The sequence below is a fragment of the Candidatus Magasanikbacteria bacterium genome, assembly GCA_021648085.1.
Lineage (GTDB): Bacteria > Patescibacteriota > Patescibacteriia > Magasanikbacterales > UBA922 > JAKITS01.
The window spans coordinates 687167-706851 of sequence record JAKITS010000001.1; the positions used below are offsets into that span (position 1 = coordinate 687167).

General features: G+C 31.6%; 20 protein-coding genes and 1 pseudogene. 17 read left to right on the top strand and 4 right to left on the bottom strand.

Annotated elements, in window-relative coordinates; all coding sequences use genetic code 11:
• Positions 1–209 precede the first annotated feature (209 nt).
• The 11 genes from rplA (at position 210) to gatB (ending at position 8527) form a co-directional block, all read left to right on the top strand.
• A complete protein-coding gene (gene rplA / locus L3J07_03560) occupies positions 210–890 on the top strand; it encodes a 50S ribosomal protein L1 (GenBank protein ID MCF6276893.1) in 681 nt (226 codons plus the stop codon).
• A gap of 92 nt (positions 891–982) precedes the next feature.
• On the top strand, positions 983–1525 hold the full coding sequence (locus tag L3J07_03565; protein ID MCF6276894.1) for a pentapeptide repeat-containing protein: 543 nt from the start codon (positions 983–985) through the stop codon (positions 1523–1525).
• A 104-nt stretch (positions 1526–1629) separates the two neighbouring features.
• Complete coding sequence (locus L3J07_03570; protein ID MCF6276895.1) at positions 1630–2124, top strand: cytidine/deoxycytidylate deaminase family protein; 495 nt, start codon at positions 1630–1632, stop codon at positions 2122–2124.
• Entirely contained in the window at positions 2111–2677 is a 567-nt protein-coding gene (locus tag L3J07_03575; GenBank protein ID MCF6276896.1) for an AAA family ATPase, read from the top strand. The genes L3J07_03570 and L3J07_03575 overlap by 14 nt, the downstream gene beginning before the upstream one ends.
• Positions 2661–3089: a dUTP diphosphatase gene (dut, locus tag L3J07_03580; GenBank protein MCF6276897.1), complete on the top strand. Its 429-nt coding sequence runs from the start codon at positions 2661–2663 to the stop codon at positions 3087–3089. The genes L3J07_03575 and dut overlap by 17 nt, the downstream gene beginning before the upstream one ends.
• 6 nt (positions 3090–3095) lie before the next feature.
• Positions 3096–3968 carry a thymidylate synthase gene (thyA, locus tag L3J07_03585; protein MCF6276898.1) on the top strand — a complete coding sequence of 291 codons (873 nt, stop codon included), beginning with the start codon at positions 3096–3098 and terminating at the stop codon, positions 3966–3968.
• 1 nt (position 3969) lies between these two features.
• Complete coding sequence (locus L3J07_03590) at positions 3970–4440, top strand: dihydrofolate reductase (protein ID MCF6276899.1); 471 nt, start codon at positions 3970–3972, stop codon at positions 4438–4440.
• Positions 4441–4442: 2 nt separating this feature from the next.
• Positions 4443–5282, top strand: a complete 840-nt coding sequence (locus L3J07_03595; protein MCF6276900.1) for a hypothetical protein — start codon at positions 4443–4445, stop codon at positions 5280–5282.
• 33 nt (positions 5283–5315) lie between these two features.
• Complete coding sequence (locus L3J07_03600; protein ID MCF6276901.1) at positions 5316–6017, top strand: hypothetical protein; 702 nt, start codon at positions 5316–5318, stop codon at positions 6015–6017.
• 3 nt (positions 6018–6020) lie between these two features.
• The gene (locus tag L3J07_03605) at positions 6021–6794 is read left to right on the top strand and encodes a glycerophosphoryl diester phosphodiesterase membrane domain-containing protein (protein ID MCF6276902.1); all 774 of its coding nucleotides are present in this window, start codon (positions 6021–6023) and stop codon (positions 6792–6794) included.
• 188 nt (positions 6795–6982) lie between these two features.
• Complete coding sequence (gene gatB / locus L3J07_03610) at positions 6983–8527, top strand: Asp-tRNA(Asn)/Glu-tRNA(Gln) amidotransferase subunit GatB (protein MCF6276903.1); 1545 nt, start codon at positions 6983–6985, stop codon at positions 8525–8527.
• Positions 8528–8621: 94 nt separating this feature from the next.
• On the opposite strand, the gene L3J07_03615 is transcribed toward gatB, so the two are convergent.
• Complete coding sequence (locus tag L3J07_03615) at positions 8622–9071, bottom strand: hypothetical protein (protein MCF6276904.1); 450 nt, start codon at positions 9069–9071, stop codon at positions 8622–8624.
• Between the two features lie 390 nt (positions 9072–9461).
• Between L3J07_03615 and pyrB the strand changes: the two are divergent.
• From pyrB to L3J07_03640, 5 genes and pseudogenes are all read left to right on the top strand, one after another.
• Positions 9462–10373: pseudogene (gene pyrB / locus L3J07_03620) on the top strand (aspartate carbamoyltransferase).
• A 21-nt stretch (positions 10374–10394) separates the two neighbouring features.
• Positions 10395–10910 carry an aspartate carbamoyltransferase regulatory subunit gene (gene pyrI, locus L3J07_03625; GenBank protein MCF6276905.1) on the top strand — a complete coding sequence of 172 codons (516 nt, stop codon included), beginning with the start codon at positions 10395–10397 and terminating at the stop codon, positions 10908–10910.
• Between the two features lie 5 nt (positions 10911–10915).
• Positions 10916–11869, top strand: coding sequence for an ornithine carbamoyltransferase (locus L3J07_03630; GenBank protein MCF6276906.1), 954 nt, complete (start codon positions 10916–10918; stop codon positions 11867–11869).
• A 1-nt stretch (position 11870) separates the two neighbouring features.
• Positions 11871–14576 carry a dihydroorotase gene (gene pyrC, locus L3J07_03635; GenBank protein ID MCF6276907.1) on the top strand — a complete coding sequence of 902 codons (2706 nt, stop codon included), beginning with the start codon at positions 11871–11873 and terminating at the stop codon, positions 14574–14576.
• A gap of 340 nt (positions 14577–14916) precedes the next feature.
• Positions 14917–15168, top strand: a complete 252-nt coding sequence (locus tag L3J07_03640) for a hypothetical protein (GenBank protein MCF6276908.1) — start codon at positions 14917–14919, stop codon at positions 15166–15168.
• 190 nt (positions 15169–15358) lie between these two features.
• Here the strand turns inward: L3J07_03640 and L3J07_03645 are convergent, their stop codons facing one another.
• From L3J07_03645 to miaB, 3 genes are all read right to left on the bottom strand, one after another.
• Positions 15359–15916, bottom strand: a complete 558-nt coding sequence (locus tag L3J07_03645; protein ID MCF6276909.1) for a hypothetical protein — start codon at positions 15914–15916, stop codon at positions 15359–15361.
• Positions 15917–15973: 57 nt separating this feature from the next.
• Entirely contained in the window at positions 15974–16918 is a 945-nt protein-coding gene (gene miaA, locus L3J07_03650; GenBank protein MCF6276910.1) for a tRNA (adenosine(37)-N6)-dimethylallyltransferase MiaA, read from the bottom strand.
• Between the two features lie 235 nt (positions 16919–17153).
• Entirely contained in the window at positions 17154–18437 is a 1284-nt protein-coding gene (miaB, locus tag L3J07_03655; protein ID MCF6276911.1) for a tRNA (N6-isopentenyl adenosine(37)-C2)-methylthiotransferase MiaB, read from the bottom strand.
• Between the two features lie 102 nt (positions 18438–18539).
• Here miaB and L3J07_03660 point away from each other — a divergent pair, with 102 nt between their 5' ends.
• Positions 18540–19682, top strand: coding sequence for a hypothetical protein (locus tag L3J07_03660; protein MCF6276912.1), 1143 nt, complete (start codon positions 18540–18542; stop codon positions 19680–19682).
• Positions 19683–19685 lie beyond the last annotated feature (3 nt).

Here is a 19685-nt window from a genome sequence, read left to right on the forward strand (position 1 = left end):
TAATCATTAAGAACTTTACTTTTAAAATGTTTAAAAAAACCACTTGCCAGTGTGCAAATCTCACTTCATTCGAAATGACAGAATATCAAAATTATTAATTTCCTACTATTGACAAAATCAAAGAATTCTGGTATTATTAGACCATAATTTATATGTGGGAGCTTAGTCTTCAAAAATGCTAAGCGCTAATACCACTTACGACAAAAAATATGTCAAAAAGAATGCAAGAATTATCAGAAAAGATCGATAAAACAAAAGTTTACACAATAGAAGAAGCTGTTGCTTTAGTAAAGGAAACTAGCAATGTAAAATTTGATGCTTCGGTAGAAGTTCACACAAACTTAGGAATTAATCCTAAAAAAAGTGATCAGCAAATTCGTACCACAATGACACTTCCTCACGGAACTGGAAAAACAAAGAAAATTGCAGCTTTTGTAGGACCAAACGATGAAGCAGAGGCAAAAGAAGCTGGAGCTGACTTTATCTATGGAGAAGAAGAAATTCAAAAAATTAAAACTAGTGGAAAAATTGAATTTGAAGTAGCTATCTCAACACCAGAAATGATGCCAAAACTGGCAATGGTTGCTCGTGTTTTGGGACCACGTGGACTTATGCCAAATCCAAAAACTGGAACAGTTGGACCAAATGTAAAAGAAATGATTGCAGACCTTAAAAAAGGTAAAGTTTCTTTCAAAAATGACGATACTTCAAACATACACCAAACAATTGGTAAAGTAAGTTTTGACGATACCAAAATAGTTGAAAACTTCAACTACTTTATGGAAACTTTAAAAAAAGTTAAACCAACATCCTCAAAAGGTACATATATAAAATCTTTATATATTACGAGTAGCATGGGGCCAAGTATAAAAGTTGAAAGTCCGCTTTAAAACTATAAGTATCTAATTAAAAACTTGAAAAAAAGAACTTCTTGTGATAATATCCAAGAAGTTCTTTTTATTTGCCAACGGAGATCCGCATTGTGAAAAAAATAATCAAAGAAATTCGAGAAAATGGTAGTTTAATTGCAATACATAAATGGAGAAAAAATAATCCAGAAAAAAAACTAGATTTCTCTGGAATGGATTTGTCTGGTTTAAATTTTGAGTCTGCAGAGCTACAAAATACAAATTTTTCTGGAGCAAATTTAAGAAATATCTGTTTTAACAATACAAACTTACTTAATGCAGACCTTTCAAATACAGATTGCACAAATGCAAGTTTTATTGGTGCAGAATTAATGAATGTAAACGCAAAATACGCAATTTTTGAAAATACAGATTTTAGCAATTCCAATCCAATGAATATGTATAACAAAGCATACGCAATTTGGGCTCGCGCAAAATTTAATAATAAGTATCAAGCAAATCAAATTCTAGTTTTTATAATGTCTTCGTGGCTTGCGAACAATCCATTGCTAAAAATTTTTGTATCATACAATCATTTTGAAAAAGAAGGTAGTAGGTATGACCCCGAAAAACAAAAAAGTTTTCTAACAAAATTAAAAAGTATATTTAGAAGATAAAAACCAAAAACACTGTTAAAATCAGTGTTTTTTAATTTGACGGTTTAGATAAGTTTGATAAACTATACAAACTAATAGCTTTATTTTAAAGTAATAAAATAAATATGGAAGAAAAAAATAGATATATAAGACCTAGCTGGGACGAATATTTTATGGATATTGCAAAAGCTGTGGCAACAAGAGCGACTTGCGATAGAGGAAGGTCTGGCTGTGTAATCGCAAAGGATAAGCAAATTTTAGTGACAGGCTATGTTGGCTCTCCACGCAGTATTCCTCATTGCGACGAAATTGGACATCAATTTAAAACTATAATTCACGAAGATGGAAGTCAGAGTCAACATTGTTTGCGCACAACTCACGCAGAGCAAAATGCTATAGTTCAAGCTGCAAAAAGAGGTGTGGCGATTGAAAACGCAACACTTTACTGCAAAATGACACCGTGTTCTACTTGCGCTAAAATGATTATAAATTCTGGTATAAAAAAAGTTGTTTGTGAGAAAAAATATCACCGCGGTGCAGAAAGCGAAGATATGTTTAGGCGTGTTGGAATTTCACTAAATTACTTCGAAGAAACAGTAGAAAAATATGACAAACAATAAAATAATTTTAGGATTTACTGGTTTTATTGCTAGTGGAAAAGGAACCGCAGCAGAATATTTAAAAGAAAAATACAATGCGCCGTCTTACAGATTTTCTACAATGCTTCGTGATATTTTAGATAGGATTTATGTAGAAAAAAATAGAGACAATCTCATAAAAACTTCAGAATTTATTAGAAGTACTTTTGGTGAAGATGTGATGGCTAAAACACTTGGAAAAGATGTGGAAAACGACTCAAGTAATACAATAGTAGTTGACGGAATTCGTAGAATGGCCGATATTGAATACCTAACAAAAATGTCTGGTTTTGTGTTAATTCATATCGATGCAAATCCAAAAATTCGCTACGAGAGATTGGTAAAAAGATCTGAAAATACAGACGACCAATCTAAAACTTACGAAGACTTTTTAGCAGACCACGAAAGATCTACAGAAATTAGTATTCGTGAAGTTGCAAAGCAGGCTATGGAAAAAATTGAAAACAGTGGAAATTTTGAAGAATTAAACAAGCAAATAGATAATATTATAAAAAAATATGGAGGTCAAAATTAAAAGAGTTGACAAATCACTTCCACTTCCCCACTATCAAACTAAAGGGTCTGTTGCTTTTGATATTTATACACGAAAAGATATTTCAATTGAACCAAAAGAAATAAAAATGGCTCCAAGCAATTTGATTATTGAGACTCCACAAAATTTCATGCTTGTAATTGCAGCACGCTCTAGTCTACAGAAAAGAAGTTTAATGCTTGCAAATAATGTAGGAATAGTTGATCAAGATTATTGTGGAGAAAATGACGAGATAAGCACAGCACTTTATAATTTTGGAAATGAAACCGTAGAAATTAAAGCAGGCGAAAGAATTGCACAAGGAATTTTTGTGCCAATTGTGAAAGTAAACTGGCAAGAAGTTGATAAAATGTCTAACAATAATAGAGGTGGTTTTGGTTCAACAGGAATTTAAAAAATTATGAAACAATATTTAGATATAGTAAAAAATGTATTGGAAAATGGAGAAAAAAAGGAAAACAGAACAGGAGTGGATACTATTGCGGTTGCTGGAGCTTTTTTCCAGCACGATATGTCCAAAGGTTTTCCAATGTTGACAACAAAAAGAGTACCTATCAGACTTGTCTCTAGTGAATTGGAATTTTTTATAAAAGGATTGACAGACAAACAGTGGTTGCAAGATAGAAACAACCACATTTGGGACGAATGGGCTTACCCAAAAAAAGCACCGTACGGACATAGCGAAGAAGCAAAGAAGAAAATGCGAGAAGAAAGAGATTTGGGTGCAATTTATGGATTTCAGTGGAGAAATTTCAATGCTCCGTACGACCACCACACCAGCGATTATTCTGGAAAAGGTGTAGATCAACTTAAAAATGTAGTTGACAAACTAAAAACAAACCCACATGACCGCAGAATGATAGTGTCGGCTTGGAATCCTACAATGATAAATGAAATGGCTCTTCCGCCTTGCCACTATGCTTTTCAAGTGACAGTGATAAACGGAAAATTAAATCTACTCTGGAATCAGCGTTCTGTGGATGTTATGCTTGGGCTTCCTTTTAATATTGCGAGTTATGCCTTACTATTACATTTGCTCGCCAAAGAATCTGGTTTTGAAGAAGGTCGTCTAATTGGGTTTTTGGCAGATACTCATATTTATGAAAATCATATAAATGGAGCAAAAGAACAATTAACACGCGATGTAACTAAATTCCAATTACCAAAAATAGAAACAGAAAATTTTTCATCTATTTTTGACTGGCAGTATACAGATACAAAACTTTCCAACTACCAAAGTTATCCACGAATTAAATTTGATATAGCAGTTTAATATGATCGCATTAATGTCAGCCGTAAGTGAAAACAATTGTATAGGAGTAAGTGGTGATTTGCCGTGGAATATTCCTGGAGATATGAAATTATTCAAAAAATATACAACAGGAAATGTGGTAATAATGGGGCGAAAAACTTGGGAATCTCTACCAGAAAAATTTCGCCCACTTCCAAACAGAAAAAATATTATAATAACTAGGCAACCAGATTATAAAGCACCAGAAGAGGTGGCGGTTTATTCTGATATCAAAAAAGCTATACAAGCTCACAAAAATGAAAAAGTTTTTATAATTGGCGGTGGCGAAATTTACAAACAGTCTATAGATTTGGCCGATACACTTTATATCACAAAAGTTCACCGAACAATAGATGTGTGCGATACTTTTTTCCCAAAAATAGACGAGACAAAATGGAAAATAACAGAAGAAGAAAAAATGGGAGAAATTTCTTTTTTAACTTATGAAAAATAATTATGTCTAATAAAGACAGCTCGATCACGCTTTTTCACGAAAAACAAGTTCGCAGACATTGGAATGAAAAAGATGAACTTTGGTATTTTTCAGTTGTAGACGTTATTTCTGTTTTAACTAACTCTACAATTCCAAAAAGATATTGGAGTGACCTAAAAAATAAATTTAAAAATGAAGGAAGTGAAGTGTACGAAAAAATCGTACGGTTCAAAATGATAGCTTCTGATAATAAAATAAGGGAAACCGACTGTTTCTCTACCCAAGATTTATTACGTGCAATCCAATCCATTCCCTCCCCAAAAGCAGAACCTTTCAAACTTTGGCTTGCAAAAGTTGGCTATGAAAGAATAGCAGAAACCGAAGATCCAGAACTTGCAATAGACCGAGCAATGCAAACCTATTTTAAAAAAGGATATTCCAAAGATTGGATAAATCAGAGAATAAAAACAATTGAAGTAAGAAAAGAATTAACAGATGAGTGGGAAGAAAGAGGAGTTCAAAAAGGAATAGAATTTGCAATTTTAACAGATGAGATTACAAAAGCTTGGTCTGGAAAATCTGTAAAACAATATAAAAAGTTTAAAAATCTTCAAAAACAGAATTTAAGAGATAGTATGACTAATTTGGAGTTGATTTTAAATATGCTTGCCGAAGCAACAACAACCGAAATATCCAAAGAAAAACAACCAAAAACTTTTTTAGAAAGTAAGGAAATCGCCAAAAAAGGTGGTGACACAGCAGGTAAAGCTAGGATAGATATTGAAGAAAAAATAGGAAAAAGTATTATTTCCCCAAAAAATGCACACTATTTACAAAATAGTATAAATAACAAGTTGCAATAATTTTAACTTAATTCTTAATCCTTTTTTAAAAATATGTTTATAATTTTAGATGGAATAGACGGCAGTGGAAAAACAACAATAATAAAAACTTGGGCTGAATATTTAGAAAACAATGGTAAAAAAGTTTTTAATTTGATTGATTTTTGGAAAGAAAATGAAAAACACCCAAAAGCAGAAGACCTGCTTGAATATGATGTGATAATTTCTGGAGAACCAACACACGCCTGGATTGGCAAAGCTATTCGCAACGAAATAATACAAAATGGAAATGACTATACTGCAAGTGCCACAGCAAATGCATATTCATTGGACAGATTAGTTCTTTATAAAAGAATTTTAGTTCCACTTCTAAAAGCTGGAAAAATAATTTTGCAAGACAGAAGTGTAAGCACTTCACTTTGTTATCAACCAATCCAGGGAAATGTAGATATAGATTTTGTGGCAAACTTGGAAGGAAATGCTTTTGCACTACAAAATGCTCCAGATTATTTGATAATCGCAAACCTACCCGCAAACTCTGCACTTGATAGACTTTCTACAAGATATGAAAAACAAGATAATACGATTTTTGAAAACAAACCATTTTTAGAAAAAGCACAAGCTCAGTTTTTGAATCCAGAATATCAAAAATATTTCACAGAAAAAGGAACTAAAATTGAAGTCTTGAATGTAAACACAGAAATTGCTATAATGAAAATGGATGCTTTAAACTTACTTAAAAAAATAATGAACTAAACTATGTTAATCCCAGCAAAAGAACTAATTCAAAAAACAATAGATATTTATAAAGAAAATTTTAAACTTTTCTTTTCGTATGTAATTGCACTATTTATTCCAACAGGGATAATAACAATACTCTCAACTTTTGTAAAAGAATTTGCAGCAAGTGATTCTGCCAGAGACGCAATGATTTTCAATGGATATTTTGTTTTATTATTAGCCTCCTGGTTTGCTACATTTTGGATTACAGCAAGTTTTATACGTGTTTTCTACGCAAAATATAATGGAAAAGAAGTAAGAGATATTAAAACAGAATTATCAAATGTGAAACATGTTTTAATTCCTGCAATTTTAGCTTCTATATTATCTACACTTATTATTATTGTTGGATATATACTCTTTATAATTCCAGGTGTAATATTTTCAATTTGGTATTTTTTTACACTTCATGAAGCCGTTATCAACGAAAAGAAGGTCGTGGAAGCTATTAAATCTAGTAAAGAACTGGTAAAAGGACGCTGGTGGGCAGTACTTTGGAGGTTGTTTGCTTCAATTTTAATTTTTGCTATTTTAATGTTAATTATAGGAGGACTTGTTGGTGGAATTCTTGGTCTACTTACTTCTGGAATAGACGAAACATCCAGTGTTTACACTTTTGCTTTAATTATGTCTAGTTTAATTACAAGTTTTGTGAGTATACTTTTTATACCACTTACAAATGGGGCACCGATTATCCTATTTACTGAACTTCAAAAAACCCCAAAGGTTGCAGAAATAACACAAAAACAGTAAAATAGAAACAACTTAGGTAGATTAAAAAACCCTTCTACTTTAGAAGGGTTTTTTGTTTCTATCCTACACAAGTATAGCGACTCCTGTCTGCCAGCAGGCTATCATCAAGTCAAATGCAATTTGACAATTCATCAAACGAAGTGATCTATCGAGCAAAGCGATCCATCACTTCCTAATTCTTCAAAAATATGTATCAAACAATCATTGGAATGGAGGTTCATGTAGAACTAAAAACAAATAGCAAAATGTTTTGCTCTTGCAAAAATAATCCAGACGAAAATGAGCCAAATAAAAATGTATGCGAAATTTGCCTTGGTCACCCAGGCACGCTTCCAACAGCAAACAAAAAAGCCATCGCGTGGACTGTAAAAATTGGAAAAGCTTTGGGCTGTTCTATTCGTGAAGTTTCAAAATTTGATCGTAAACATTATTTTTATCCAGACCTGCCAAAAGCATATCAAATTTCTCAGTTTGACGAGCCTATTGCAGAACACGGAGAAATAACTCTTACTTTTGAAACAGAAGAAAATGTTCGCGATACTGCTTTGATTGAGATAGAAAGAGTACATTTGGAAGAAGATACAGCAAAATTGACACATGACAAAGAAGGAAACACTTTGGCAGATTTCAATCGCGCCAGCACTCCCCTCGTTGAAATTGTATCAAGGCCAGATTTCAAAACTCCACTTGAAGCAAAAACTTATTGCCAAGAATTACGCTCAATTTTGAGATATTTAAATGTGAGTGATGCGAATATGGAAAAAGGTCTAATGCGTTGTGAGGCAAATATTTCTGTGCAAGAAGCAGGAAAATTTGAAATTGTGGATGGAGTTGTAAAACCACTTGGTGATTATGTTTTAAATTCAAAAGTTGAAGTAAAAAACTTAAATTCTTTTAAAGCAGTAGAGAAAGCACTTGAATTTGAAATTGCGCAGCAGACAAAAATGCTGGAAAATGGAGAAAATTGGGAACAGCAGACAAAAGGTTGGGACGCAAAAAAACAAGAAACAATTCCACAAAGAAAAAAGGAATCTGCACATGATTATAGATATTTTCCAGAACCAGATATTCCACCGTTTCACCCTTTGCAAATTGCTGGTGAGATAAGTTTGCCAGAATTACCAATTGCAAAAAGAAAGAGGTTTCACACAGAGTACGGATTTTCCTATTCTGACTCCAAAATACTGACAAACGATAAAGAGTGGGCAGATTTTACCGAACGCGTGATGAGCGAGCTTGTGGACTGGTTGCACAGCCTGCCAGAAATAAAAGGAGATAGCAATGAAATAATGGAAGAAAAAAGAAATAAAATCGCACGACTTTGTGGAGGCTGGCTTACCAGTAAACTAATGGGTGAAATGATAAATAGAAAAATGCATATAAAAACTTTGGCAATTTCTCCAGAAAATTTTGCAGAACTTGTGGCACTTGTTTATGCTGAACGCATCAATTCTACAAATGCACTCAAACTTTTGGGAGATATGCTTAACGCTGGAACTGATATTGACCCGACACAAATAATGGAGGAAAAAGGTTATGGGCAAATTAACGATGAAGGAAAATTGGGTGAAATTATAGAAAATGTAATCCGAAGTTATCCAGACCAAGTGGAACAATTTAAACAAGGAAAAGAACCAATACTAAAATTCCTAATTGGAATGGCAATGAAAGCAAGTGAAGGAAGTGCTGACCCAAAAGTTTTGGAAAAAATGCTTAGAGAAAAATTGAAATAAACAAAACAAAAAAGAACTTTTAAAAAGTTCTTTTTTGTTTTAACCTTTTCACATAAACTCCCCGCTCAACCTAAAAAAGGTTAAGCGGGATTTTTTATTCCCAACAATTTACAAGACCCTCTTTTAAATGATGCTCTTTTGCCATTATTTTTATTAATTTTATTTCGATATCATTAAAAAAAATCATTGCATAACATGTTGCCTGAGCATCTAATTTCTCGGCAGTAGTAAATTTCCAATTTAAATCAACACCTAAAATAATATGCCCTTCTTCGTGTCGAAGAACAAATTCTTGCAAAAGTGGTGGTAAATTTTGTATATAAAAAGTATCCACAACTATTATTAATTCTCCTTCTGGATTTTCTATAACCTCGGCTACAGTATGCCCATCCCAACGATAATTACCAACATCATCTGGATCTAAAGGAGAATAATAAATTTTTATATTTGGATCACTTGGTGTGAATTCAACAAGTTTATAAGTCTTACAAGCATTCAGACCTATTAAAAAAAATAGACAAGCAAATACAGTTAAATTTCTCACCACTCTTCCCTCCTTTTATAAATTGTAGGGAATGGACGCACCCAAAATTAGGTGTAAATTTATTTTAACACTTTAAAAATAAATTACCAAAAATATAATATTATCATAATACATTAAATTTTATCCACAACCCAAGTTTTGCACAAAAATTAAAATCCTGTTATTATTTATCGCAGTATGAATACATCAAAATATCTACAAAATTCAGAAAATAAATACGGTAATAATAAAATCACCTAGTCGGTGATTTTTTTCTTTTTTATGAATATACTAAAAATAATTCTGCAACAATTAGACATAAATAAAGTTACTAGATACAGTTGCCTTAGAATAATTATTTCTAGGCAAGTTTATTCCACCTAAACTGGTGGTATTTTTTTAAAAAATTTTATGAACCAAAATTTCAAAGGAAAAAGTATTATATCCATCAAAGAATTAACAAAAGAAGAAATTCTTTATATTTTAGAATGTGCACAAGAGTTAAAAATTAACCCAAAACCAAACCTACTTTCAGGATATGTCATGGGAAGTTGCTTTTTTGAACCATCTACTAGAACTAGACTATCTTTTGAAACTGCTATGAATCGTTTGGGTGGAAAAGTAGTGGGATTTGCAAATGCTGGAATAACCTCAGCAAAAAAAGGGGAAACTTTATATGATTCAATAAAAAATATTGGTCAATATGTGGATATAATAGCAATGCGTCATCCTTTGGAAGGAACTGCCAGAAGAGCGACGGAGGCAACAGACAAACCAATTTTAAACGGCGGAGACGGCACAAATCAACATCCAACTCAAACACTTTTAGATTTATTTTCAATAAAAGAGTGTCAAGGAACTTTAAATAATTTGAACATTGCGATAATAGGAGATTTGAAATATGGAAGAACTGCACACAGCCTAACACAAGCTCTAACTCATTTTAAACCTAGATTACATTTTGTTGCTCCAAATTTTCTGCAAATGCCCAATTATATACTCGACGGACTAAAAGAAAATGGAATTGAGTATTTTTTACATAAAAAAATGGAAAACCTGTTGACTGAAGTGGATATTTTGTATATGACAAGAATTCAAGCAGAAAGATTTTCAGATCGAGCAGCATATGAAAAAGTAAAAAATGTCTATATTTTGACATCTGGTATGCTTCAAAATGTTAAAGAAAATATGAGAATTATGCATCCACTACCGAGAGTAAATGAGATTGAGACAAAAATAGACGACACAAAATATGCATACTATTTTCAACAAGCAGAAAACGGATTATTTGTGCGGCAAGCACTTCTGGGATTATTACTTGGGAAATCAATTTTAAATGAAAATATGCAAATTAATGAGCCAACTTTTAATAATTACAGAATTGAAAATAAACAATTTGAGAATGAAAATAAACAATTTAAAGTTCTCACCATAGAAAACGGAACAGTTATAGACCATATACCTAAAAAAGTTGCTTTTAAATTATTCAAAATATTAAACTTGGCAAGTGACAATAAAATAGTATCAATAGGTGTAAATTTTCCTAGTCAAAAAGTGGGTACAAAAAATTTAATTAAAATAGAAAATAAAGAATTAACAGAAAAAGAAGTTAGTATTTTGGCTATTTTTGCACCGGACGCCACGATAAATATTATCCGCAATTTTAAAGTTTATAAAAAATTTAAAACTGTAATTCCAAAAGAAGTCGCCAAACTTTTGGTTTGTCCAAATCCAAACTGTATAACAAATAATGAAAAAATGGATAGTCATTTTTTCATTAATAAAAATAATTTAGACGCTCAATGCAAATATTGTGAGAAAATTTTTCATCAAAATGAAATTAAAAAATATAAAATATAAAAAATATGAGACATATAATTTCACTAAAAGAACAATCAAAAAATGATATTTTGGGAATACTCAACACAGCTATAAAACTGAAAAAAGAATTTAAATCTGGAGTTGAACATAAAATATTATCAAACCAAACTTTGATAATGCTTTTTCAAAAATCATCCACCAGAACAAGACTTTCTTTTGAAACAGCTATGACACAATTGGGCGGACACGCTATTTTTCTAGATGCAAAAACTACTCAGTTTTCTTTGACTGATTTTGGTGATGAAGTGCAAGCTGTTATGAGATTTGGAGAACTGCTAATGTTTAGAGCCAAAAAATCCGCAGATGTGGAATTGGCAGCTAATTTTGACAATATTCCAGTGGTGGACGCTTGTAGTGAAAAATATCATCCAGCACAAGCTTTAAGCGATATTTTGACAATGGCTGAACATAGTGGAGGTCTAGAAAATGTAAAAAAAATAGTTTGGCTTGGAGTAGAAAATAATGTTTCAAACACACTAATGCTTGCTTGCGCAAAATTAGGAATAGAAGTTGTTTTGGTGGCACCAGAAATAGACCCAGATAGTATTGATACAGAATTAAACAAACAAGCAGAAGAAACAGGAAAAATAAAAAGAACATTGAATTTGCGTGATGCACTACAAGACGCAGATTATGTTCATACAGATACTTGGATGAATATGGAGTTTTTTGAAAATGGAAAAGTAAAGCCAGAAATGCAAGAAGAATTTTACAGAAAAAAAGAAAAATTTATGCCATATCAACTTAATGCTAATTTAATTGATACTTACGCACCAAACGCAAAAATAATGCATTGTATGCCTTGTCATATTGGATATGAAATATCACGCGATGCTATTGATCACAAAAATTCAATAATTTTTGATCAGGCTGAAAACAGATTGCATATGCAAAAAGCTATGATATTATGGATGTTGGAGAAAGAAAATCTAGTTTAGTATGAAAATTTTAAACGAGCCGATTTATGACAAAAATAAATCTTATCAATACAACCTTATAAACGGTCCGTTTTTCAATGAAGAAATTCCAACGATTCCTGATGTAGAAAAAGAAAAATGGGTTGATTTTCTAGGTTTTAAAATTCGCTCCAGAATCGGTGTGCCAGCTGGACCACTCTTGAGCTCAAAATGGATAGCTCTTGCCTCGAAAATGGGGTTTGATATTCTCACTTACAAAACAATTCGAAGTAAATATGCAGGTGGGCACAAGAGTCCAAATATTGTGTTCGTTGAAACTCCAAACCAATTTAAAACTTCAGACCTGAACACAAATTTTACACTCAAAAAAACTCCAGTTAAAAAGACAGGTGAAATAGCAATCACCAACTCTTTTGGTATGCCTTCTATGGATCCAGATTTTCTAATAGAAGATATCAAAAAAGCTCACGCAAGTATAAAAGAAGGGCAAATTATCATAGTTTCTGTAGTTGGAAGCCAAAGCGAAAATACAAGTTTGGCAGAAGATTTTGTAAATGTTTCTAAGCTTGCAAAAAGTGCTGGTGCAAAAATAATTGAGGTAAATTTTTCTTGTCCAAATGTAAAAAGTAAAGAAGGAATTTTGTACAAAGACTCTGAGCAAGTTTTTGAGATAATTCAAAAAATAAAAAATGAAATAAAAGAAACACCTTTAATCGTAAAACTTGGTTTTTTTGAAACTGTAGAATCACTCCAAAAAACTTTGGTTGCAATATCAAAAGCTGGAGCCTCTGGAATTGCGGGTATAAACTCTGTCTCCGTAGCCGTTCAAAAAGAAGATGGCTCACCAGCACTTGGAATTGGTAGAGAAAAAAGTGGACTTTGCGGAAACCCAATTCGAAATTTAGCACTAGAATTGACAAAAAATGCAAAAGAAATTATTGAAAATAAAAGCTTAAATCTAAAAATAATTGGAATGGGTGGAGTTTCCGAACCAAAGCATTTCAATGAATTTTTGCAAGCCGGAGCCGATATTACAATGACCGCAACCACAATGCTTTGGCATCCACAAATAGCATTTGAATATAAAAAAGAACAGCAAAAAAATAAACTGGTTTCAGATTTATTTGAAATAGGCGCTATAAAATTTGGTGGATTTACTCTAAAAAATGGAACTCTCTCGCCTATTTATATAGATCTGCGTATCACAGTTTCATATCCAAAAATTCTGATGAAAATTGCAGACGCATTAAATGAATTAGCTTCAAATACAGATTTTGATCTTATTTGTGGAGTTCCTTATACTGCCCTACCGTTTGCTACAGCAATGTCTATAAAATATAATATTCCAATGGTAATGCGCAGAAAAGAAGCAAAAAAATACGGCACAAAAAAAATAATAGAAGGTGCTTTTGAGTCAGGGCAAACATGTTTAATTGTAGAAGATTTGATTACAAGCGGATCTAGTGTTTTAGAAACTGTTGAACCGCTAAATGATGTAGGCCTAAATGTGACAGATGTTGTAATACTTTTGGACAGACAGCAAGGCGGAAGAGAAAATTTAGAAAAAGCTGGAATAACAGTAAAATCAATCTTTAAAATAAGTGAATTGTTGGAAACCCTTTTAAACCAAAATAAAATCTCTGAACAAAAATTTAATGAAATACAAAATTATCTTTATAGCACAAAAATAGAAAAAATAACAATACGAAAACCAGATGATTTTCATGTGCATTTGCGCAGAGGACAAACACTTATCAATGTTTTACCTTTTACATCCGCAGTATTCAAAAGAGCCGTAATAATGGGAAACACAACTCCACCAATTAAAAATAGTCCTGACGTTATTTCTTACAAAAAAGAAATAGGACTGCACGCTCACGACGGATTCACGCCAATAATGTCGATAATGCTTACAAACAGCACAACACCAAAAGACATAGAAGATGCTTTTGACGCTGGAGCAAAAGTATTAAAACTTATCCCTGAAGGAACCTCTACAAATTCCGATGAAGGTGTGCCTTTGTCACTTCTTAAAAATTATTACAATGTCCTTAAAATTGTACAAGATTTGGGTATGATTTTCTCTGGACACTGGGAGTTAATTGAAAATCCAGAAACTGGAGAAAAAATTCCTGAAATAGAAAGAGAAACACAGGCAATTCCATTTCTTTTAAAATTAATTAGAGATTTTCCTAAATTAAAAATAGTTGTAGAACATGTGACATCCAAAGAAATGATACAAACTGTTGAACAATCTCCTAACAATGTTTCAGCTACTATTTCTGCACACCATCCAATTTTAACTTTTGACGATGTGTGCAATAAAGATAGTGATATTATCAATCCCCTCAATTATTGCAAACCTATCGCAAAAAATGAGGTAGACCAAAAAGCAATAATTAAAGCAATGACTAGCGGAAATCCAAAATTCTTTTTTGGTTCAGATAGCGCTCCACATCCAATTAATCAGAAAATAGATAGCCAAAATTGTCCTGCTGGAATATTTTCAGCCCCAATTGCATTACCTTTATTATGCGAAATTTTTGAAAATGAAAATGCTTTAGATAAATTAGAAGATTTTGTATCAAAATTTGGTGCAGAATTTTATGGAATACCTTTAAACCAAGAATCTATTACATTGAAAAAGGAGCAGTGGAATACTCCTTATGAACACAACGGAATTGGAATATTTAAAGGTAAAGATAAATTAAATTGGCAAATTATTTAATTGACAAAAATTAGTTTTTACTGCTTTACTTAAATAAAGAACTTTTTCTAAAAAAGGAGTATAAAATGAACGCAAATATAATTAGAATTATTTTTGGAATAATCATACTTTTTTGCTTTCTATATCCGCTTAAAAAAAATATTTACATACCCAAATATCACTTAATAAAATTGATAGTTATATTTTTTATTTGCTCTTTACATATTATTCTTATTTCTTTTTATGTTTTTATTTTTGATCTTTTAATATTCACACTTGTACTTAGTTTTATTTATCTTTTTAACTTGACTTTTTTGAAAAAAAATACTAAAATAAGCAAGTTCCAAAATCAAAGGAGGAAATGGTGGATCTTTTAGGTATTATTTTATTGACTGTAATTTACGCGATTATTTGCGCATTAATACCAGAAAAAAGATATCATCTTTACGCAATTCTATTTTGTATTTTTGTTATTTTTATTTTAAATATATTAATACAAAATTATGCAGTAAACCTTTTAATTGTAATATTCGGTTTTTTATTAGGAGAAATATTAAGAGTCAATTTAACACATATAAAATCTAAAGAAGATATAAAAGGAGTAAAAGAATAAAAACAAAAAACCGCCAACTCGGCGGTTTTTTTGATAGGATCCCCAACTTGATTAGGGATCCAGGGTTTGTATAATAGTGTAATTATTATAGTTTATATATTTTTATATAAAATAATTCCGGTTTGTAAACCCTGGATTCCCGATTAGCGCGGGAATTACAAATTAGAAGTTTAAATAAACACAATTTTTATTATTTCATTTTAGATTCAAAATATGAACGCGTGGTTAACCCACAAACATCCTGCTCTTTTGTATTAGCATCTGTTCCTCTTTCTTGGATTTCCCCATTAAAATCAAAAATATCTACAACACTTTTGAAACAAGTAGGATTTCCATACGGATTTGTGCCAACCTCTGTATCGCAGTTTGCAATTGGCTCAAAATAACTATTTTTATAATAACAAAAACCAACGATTACATCCCTACAAACAAAATAACTACTGGAAATACTGTCTTCTCCACTGTGAGAAGGAAAATTTCCACAAACACTCAAATTAGTCTTATCACTAGTTCTCACATTTGTATTTTCTGACATTAAAAATGATACCTTCTCGTTTAAATCATCCAATTGAATTTGTATCTGTTCTATATCAACTTCTGTGACAGCAGGTTTTTGAAAAATTATCAAACTAAGCATTACTAACAAACTAACAAGAAAAGCTAGACCAACAGAAACTATAATAATCCAAACAGGCTCTCTTCCCTCGTTAATTTCATCTATATGTTTTTCATTTTCTAAAATCTTCATAGTATAATATTAAAAGATAAGTATATTATACCACAAAAAAAATAACTATTTAAAAAACTATTTTTTTAAAAATTCTCTTATCAACACCTCCACCTCTTCATAATTTCTTACCCACTTTATACGCTTATCACGACGAAACCAAGTAAGCTGTCTTTTTGCATACCTTTTTGTATCACGCACAAGTAATCTTTTTGCCTCTTCCAAATCATATTCACCCTCCAAAAATCCTTTAAATTGCTTATACCCAATCCCACTCATACTTGGCAAATCCCAATGATATTTTTGTTTTAACAAACCTTTTATTTCATCCAAAAGCCCACCTTCTATCATTTTATCAATTCTTTTTTCTATTCTTTCATGAAGCACTCCTCTATCCACACTTATTCCAATTTGCAACACATCAAACATGGGTTCACCTTTCATTTTTTGCCCAGAAAATGGCTCGCCAGTTAAAATAGATACTTCCAAAGCTCTAACAATTCTTCTTTTATTATTTCTATCTATCACATCCGCTGCAACAGGATCCAAAGTTGTTAAAAGTACCATTAAATCTTCGTTACTTTTTGTAGATAAACTTTTGCGCAATTTATTATTTGGGGCAACTCGTGGAATTGAAAAATTATCCACAACCGAAGAAATATAAAGTCCAGTTCCACCTACCATCATTGGCAATTTATTTTGTTTTACAGCAAGTTTTACATATTTAATAGCTTTATCTCTAAATTCTGCAACAGTAAAAGCCTTTCCAGGATCCAAAAAATCCACCAAATGATGAACAATATCGCCAACAAAATAAGATCTTCGCAAACCATTTCTACGCCACCCCCCTTCTACTTTTGCTGTTCCTATATTCATCTTACGAAAAATCTGCCTAGAATCCGCTGAAATAATATCTCCATTAAAAATTTTTGCCAACTTCAAACTCCACTCAGTTTTTCCACTAGCCGTAGACCCCAAAAGTACTACTAATTTTGGCAATTTTCTCAATTCTTTTTTATCCATATTTTTGAAAAAGTTCTAAATGTTCTATCACTTCACTTATTTTTTCTTTCATTTCGAATGAAACCTCTCACGTCATCTTGAGCAGAACGAAGTGGAGTCGAAATATCTCGTAAACAATTCACTGTTTATATTTTTTAATTCTAGTCTTTTTAAACCAAGACCCATTCGACTTCCTGCCGGCAGGCTGGCATTTCGACTTACTCCATTTCGCTCAGGATGACGTGAATAACTAACACTATTCACCTCTCCTTCCCCACAAAATCCACATCTCAGCTTTAAAAATCTCAACTGGAACAATCTTACCAATTAACTCTTCACCACCCTTAAAACGCGTTAGCTTCATCTCATTAGACTGTCCACCACACCAACCATTTTTACATTCGTCCACCAAAACTTCCACAACTTTCCCAACATAATTCTGATTTTTCTCGTGAGTTCTTTTTTTCATCATATTTTGAATTTTCAGCCAACGACGCTTTTTCTCTGCTTTTGGCACACCATCTTCAAAAAACTTTGCCGATACAGTTCCAGAACGAGTAGAATATTGAGCGGGATAAGAAATATCAAAATCACATTCTTTGTAGAGACTTATAGTTTCTTCAAAATCCTCTTCGCTCTCTCCACAAAATCCTACTATAAAATCTGTGCCAAGTGCAATACCAGGTTTTTTTGCCTTTATCTTCTTTATTATACCAAGAAAAAACTCGCGTGTATGCCTTCGGTTCATTTTCTCCAAAATTTTATTACTTCCAGACTGAGCTGGCAAATGCAGATAATTCATTTGTTTTGATAATGTAAGTGCGTCTATCACCTCATCTGTCATAAAAATTGGGTGTGGCGCAGTCCAACTCATCCTCTTTATTCCTTCAATTTGATTTACTTCCCACAAAAGTTTTGCAAAATCACTTTCTTTATACGGATTTTCTTTGGAAAAATTTTCTGGATCTGGCGCAATATAATGATTTACAATTTGTCCCAATAATACAATTTCTATATATCCATTTTTTGCCAAATCCTTCACCTCATCCATCACATCTTTCAAAGGTCTATTTACCTCTAAACCGCGAGAAAATGGCACAACGCAATAACTACAAAAATGATTACACCCAGTTTGAATTGTAACGAAAGCCTGGAATTTATTTTTGCGAACAGGGTTTAAAATTAAATAATCCTCCTCCAAATCTTCGCGACGAAATTCTGGATTTATCTCTGCCAACCATTTTGGCAAATTTATCATTTGTTTGGTTGGAAAAAATAAATCCACATTTTTCAACTTTTTGCGAAGTTTGCCACCTTTATCACGCCCAGGCATACAACCTGTCACACAAATTATTAAGTTTGGTTTTTTTATCTTTAATTTTGCATAATTTCTAGTTTGCCCAAAAATCCTATCTTCTGCCGAAGCGCGCACACTACAACTATTCATAATTATCACATCTGCCTGCTTATCATCATCTGTATTTTCCAAACCCATATTGCACAAAATTGACTCCAATCTCTCTGAGTCATTTTTATTCATTTGACAGCCAAATGTGATGATGTGATAATACTTCTGATTATTCATTGTATTTTTGTTGATCTTTAGCAAAGTTTAACAAAAAAATACTAAAAAATCAAGTATATGAGAAGAGAATTAAAAATCCCCAGTTTTTCTAAAGAAGAATTTCTAAATATACCAAATAAAGAATATTTTTCTAAATTTGAAAATGCACTTGAAAAAGATGCTGAATTTAATTTTGATAATTTAAGTGAAGAAGAAACACAAAGTTTAATTTCAACCAGACAAAAATTTGAAGATGCTAGAAAAAGTTATGAAGGAGTTGATGAGAAATTTAGTGAAGTAATAGAAAACTCAACAAAACAAGATGTTATAAATGTATTATTAGGTGGAGATCTTTCAACTTTTGAAACTAGTACAATTTTAAGATTAAAAAAAGATGATCCAGATATTTTGGCTGCGGCTTCTGTACACAAACCAACAGAAGTAATATCTGTTTTAGCTCACACAAATTCAGAATTCTCATCACAAATAATTCAATCTATTTTAGAAAGCAAGCCTTCTCTATTAATAACTATTGATTTAAAAATACAATTAGACATAATTTCCAAAAAACCAGAATATTTAATTTTTGCAGATAGTAGAGTACAAGAAGATTATTTAAATAAAAATCCTGATTTTTTAAGTACCTTAAAAGATGAGGAACAGAAAGTAGTTATAGCCAGTCTTTTAAGTTTGAGCGGTGATTATAATGTTTTAGATCCAATTTTAGAAAAAATAAAAGACAAAAACTCAATATTAAAACATTTAGACGAATATAAAATAAAATACCCAAAAGAATATCAAAGATATATAGAAAAACCATTAAAGCAAAGAGAGGTTTTACTAGACACTTCTACTTTAATTAAATACAAAAATAATGGAGACATGTCTGATATATCTCTAATTCTTGCACTGAAACATAATGTCGACATAAAAGAAAAAGTTCTCGAAGGAATAAAAGATGTTGATCCAGATTATTATGAAAAAATTATTAATAAAATAAAAATATTAGATAATTTTATAAATTTACCTATTGAGCAAAAAACTGATTTACTTAAAAAAGGTATGGTGACTGAAGAAGAAGTTAGCCTTATTTTAAAAAAATTATATCCTAGTCATCCAGAAGTAGTAGAGACACTTCTAAGACCTACTTTAACTAAGTTAAATCGTGAAAATTTACATTCTACTCCATACAAAGCAGGAAATATAAAAAACATAATTTAATAA

Coding starts and splice junctions, on each gene's coding strand:
- rplA (MCF6276893.1), top strand. CDS start 210: ATGTCAAAAAGAATGCAAGAATTATCAGAAAAGATCGATAAAACAAAA.
- L3J07_03570 (MCF6276895.1), top strand. CDS start 1,630: ATGGAAGAAAAAAATAGATATATAAGACCTAGCTGGGACGAATATTTT.
- L3J07_03575 (MCF6276896.1), top strand. CDS start 2,111: ATGACAAACAATAAAATAATTTTAGGATTTACTGGTTTTATTGCTAGT.
- dut (MCF6276897.1), top strand. CDS start 2,661: ATGGAGGTCAAAATTAAAAGAGTTGACAAATCACTTCCACTTCCCCAC.
- thyA (MCF6276898.1), top strand. CDS start 3,096: ATGAAACAATATTTAGATATAGTAAAAAATGTATTGGAAAATGGAGAA.
- L3J07_03590 (MCF6276899.1), top strand. CDS start 3,970: ATGATCGCATTAATGTCAGCCGTAAGTGAAAACAATTGTATAGGAGTA.
- L3J07_03595 (MCF6276900.1), top strand. CDS start 4,443: ATGTCTAATAAAGACAGCTCGATCACGCTTTTTCACGAAAAACAAGTT.
- L3J07_03600 (MCF6276901.1), top strand. CDS start 5,316: ATGTTTATAATTTTAGATGGAATAGACGGCAGTGGAAAAACAACAATA.
- L3J07_03605 (MCF6276902.1), top strand. CDS start 6,021: ATGTTAATCCCAGCAAAAGAACTAATTCAAAAAACAATAGATATTTAT.
- gatB (MCF6276903.1), top strand. CDS start 6,983: ATGTATCAAACAATCATTGGAATGGAGGTTCATGTAGAACTAAAAACA.
- pyrI (MCF6276905.1), top strand. CDS start 10,395: ATGCAAATTAATGAGCCAACTTTTAATAATTACAGAATTGAAAATAAA.
- L3J07_03630 (MCF6276906.1), top strand. CDS start 10,916: ATGAGACATATAATTTCACTAAAAGAACAATCAAAAAATGATATTTTG.
- pyrC (MCF6276907.1), top strand. CDS start 11,871: ATGAAAATTTTAAACGAGCCGATTTATGACAAAAATAAATCTTATCAA.
- L3J07_03640 (MCF6276908.1), top strand. CDS start 14,917: ATGGTGGATCTTTTAGGTATTATTTTATTGACTGTAATTTACGCGATT.
- L3J07_03645 (MCF6276909.1), bottom strand. CDS start 15,916: ATGAAGATTTTAGAAAATGAAAAACATATAGATGAAATTAACGAGGGA.
- miaA (MCF6276910.1), bottom strand. CDS start 16,918: ATGGATAAAAAAGAATTGAGAAAATTGCCAAAATTAGTAGTACTTTTG.
- miaB (MCF6276911.1), bottom strand. CDS start 18,437: ATGAATAAAAATGACTCAGAGAGATTGGAGTCAATTTTGTGCAATATG.
- L3J07_03660 (MCF6276912.1), top strand. CDS start 18,540: ATGAGAAGAGAATTAAAAATCCCCAGTTTTTCTAAAGAAGAATTTCTA.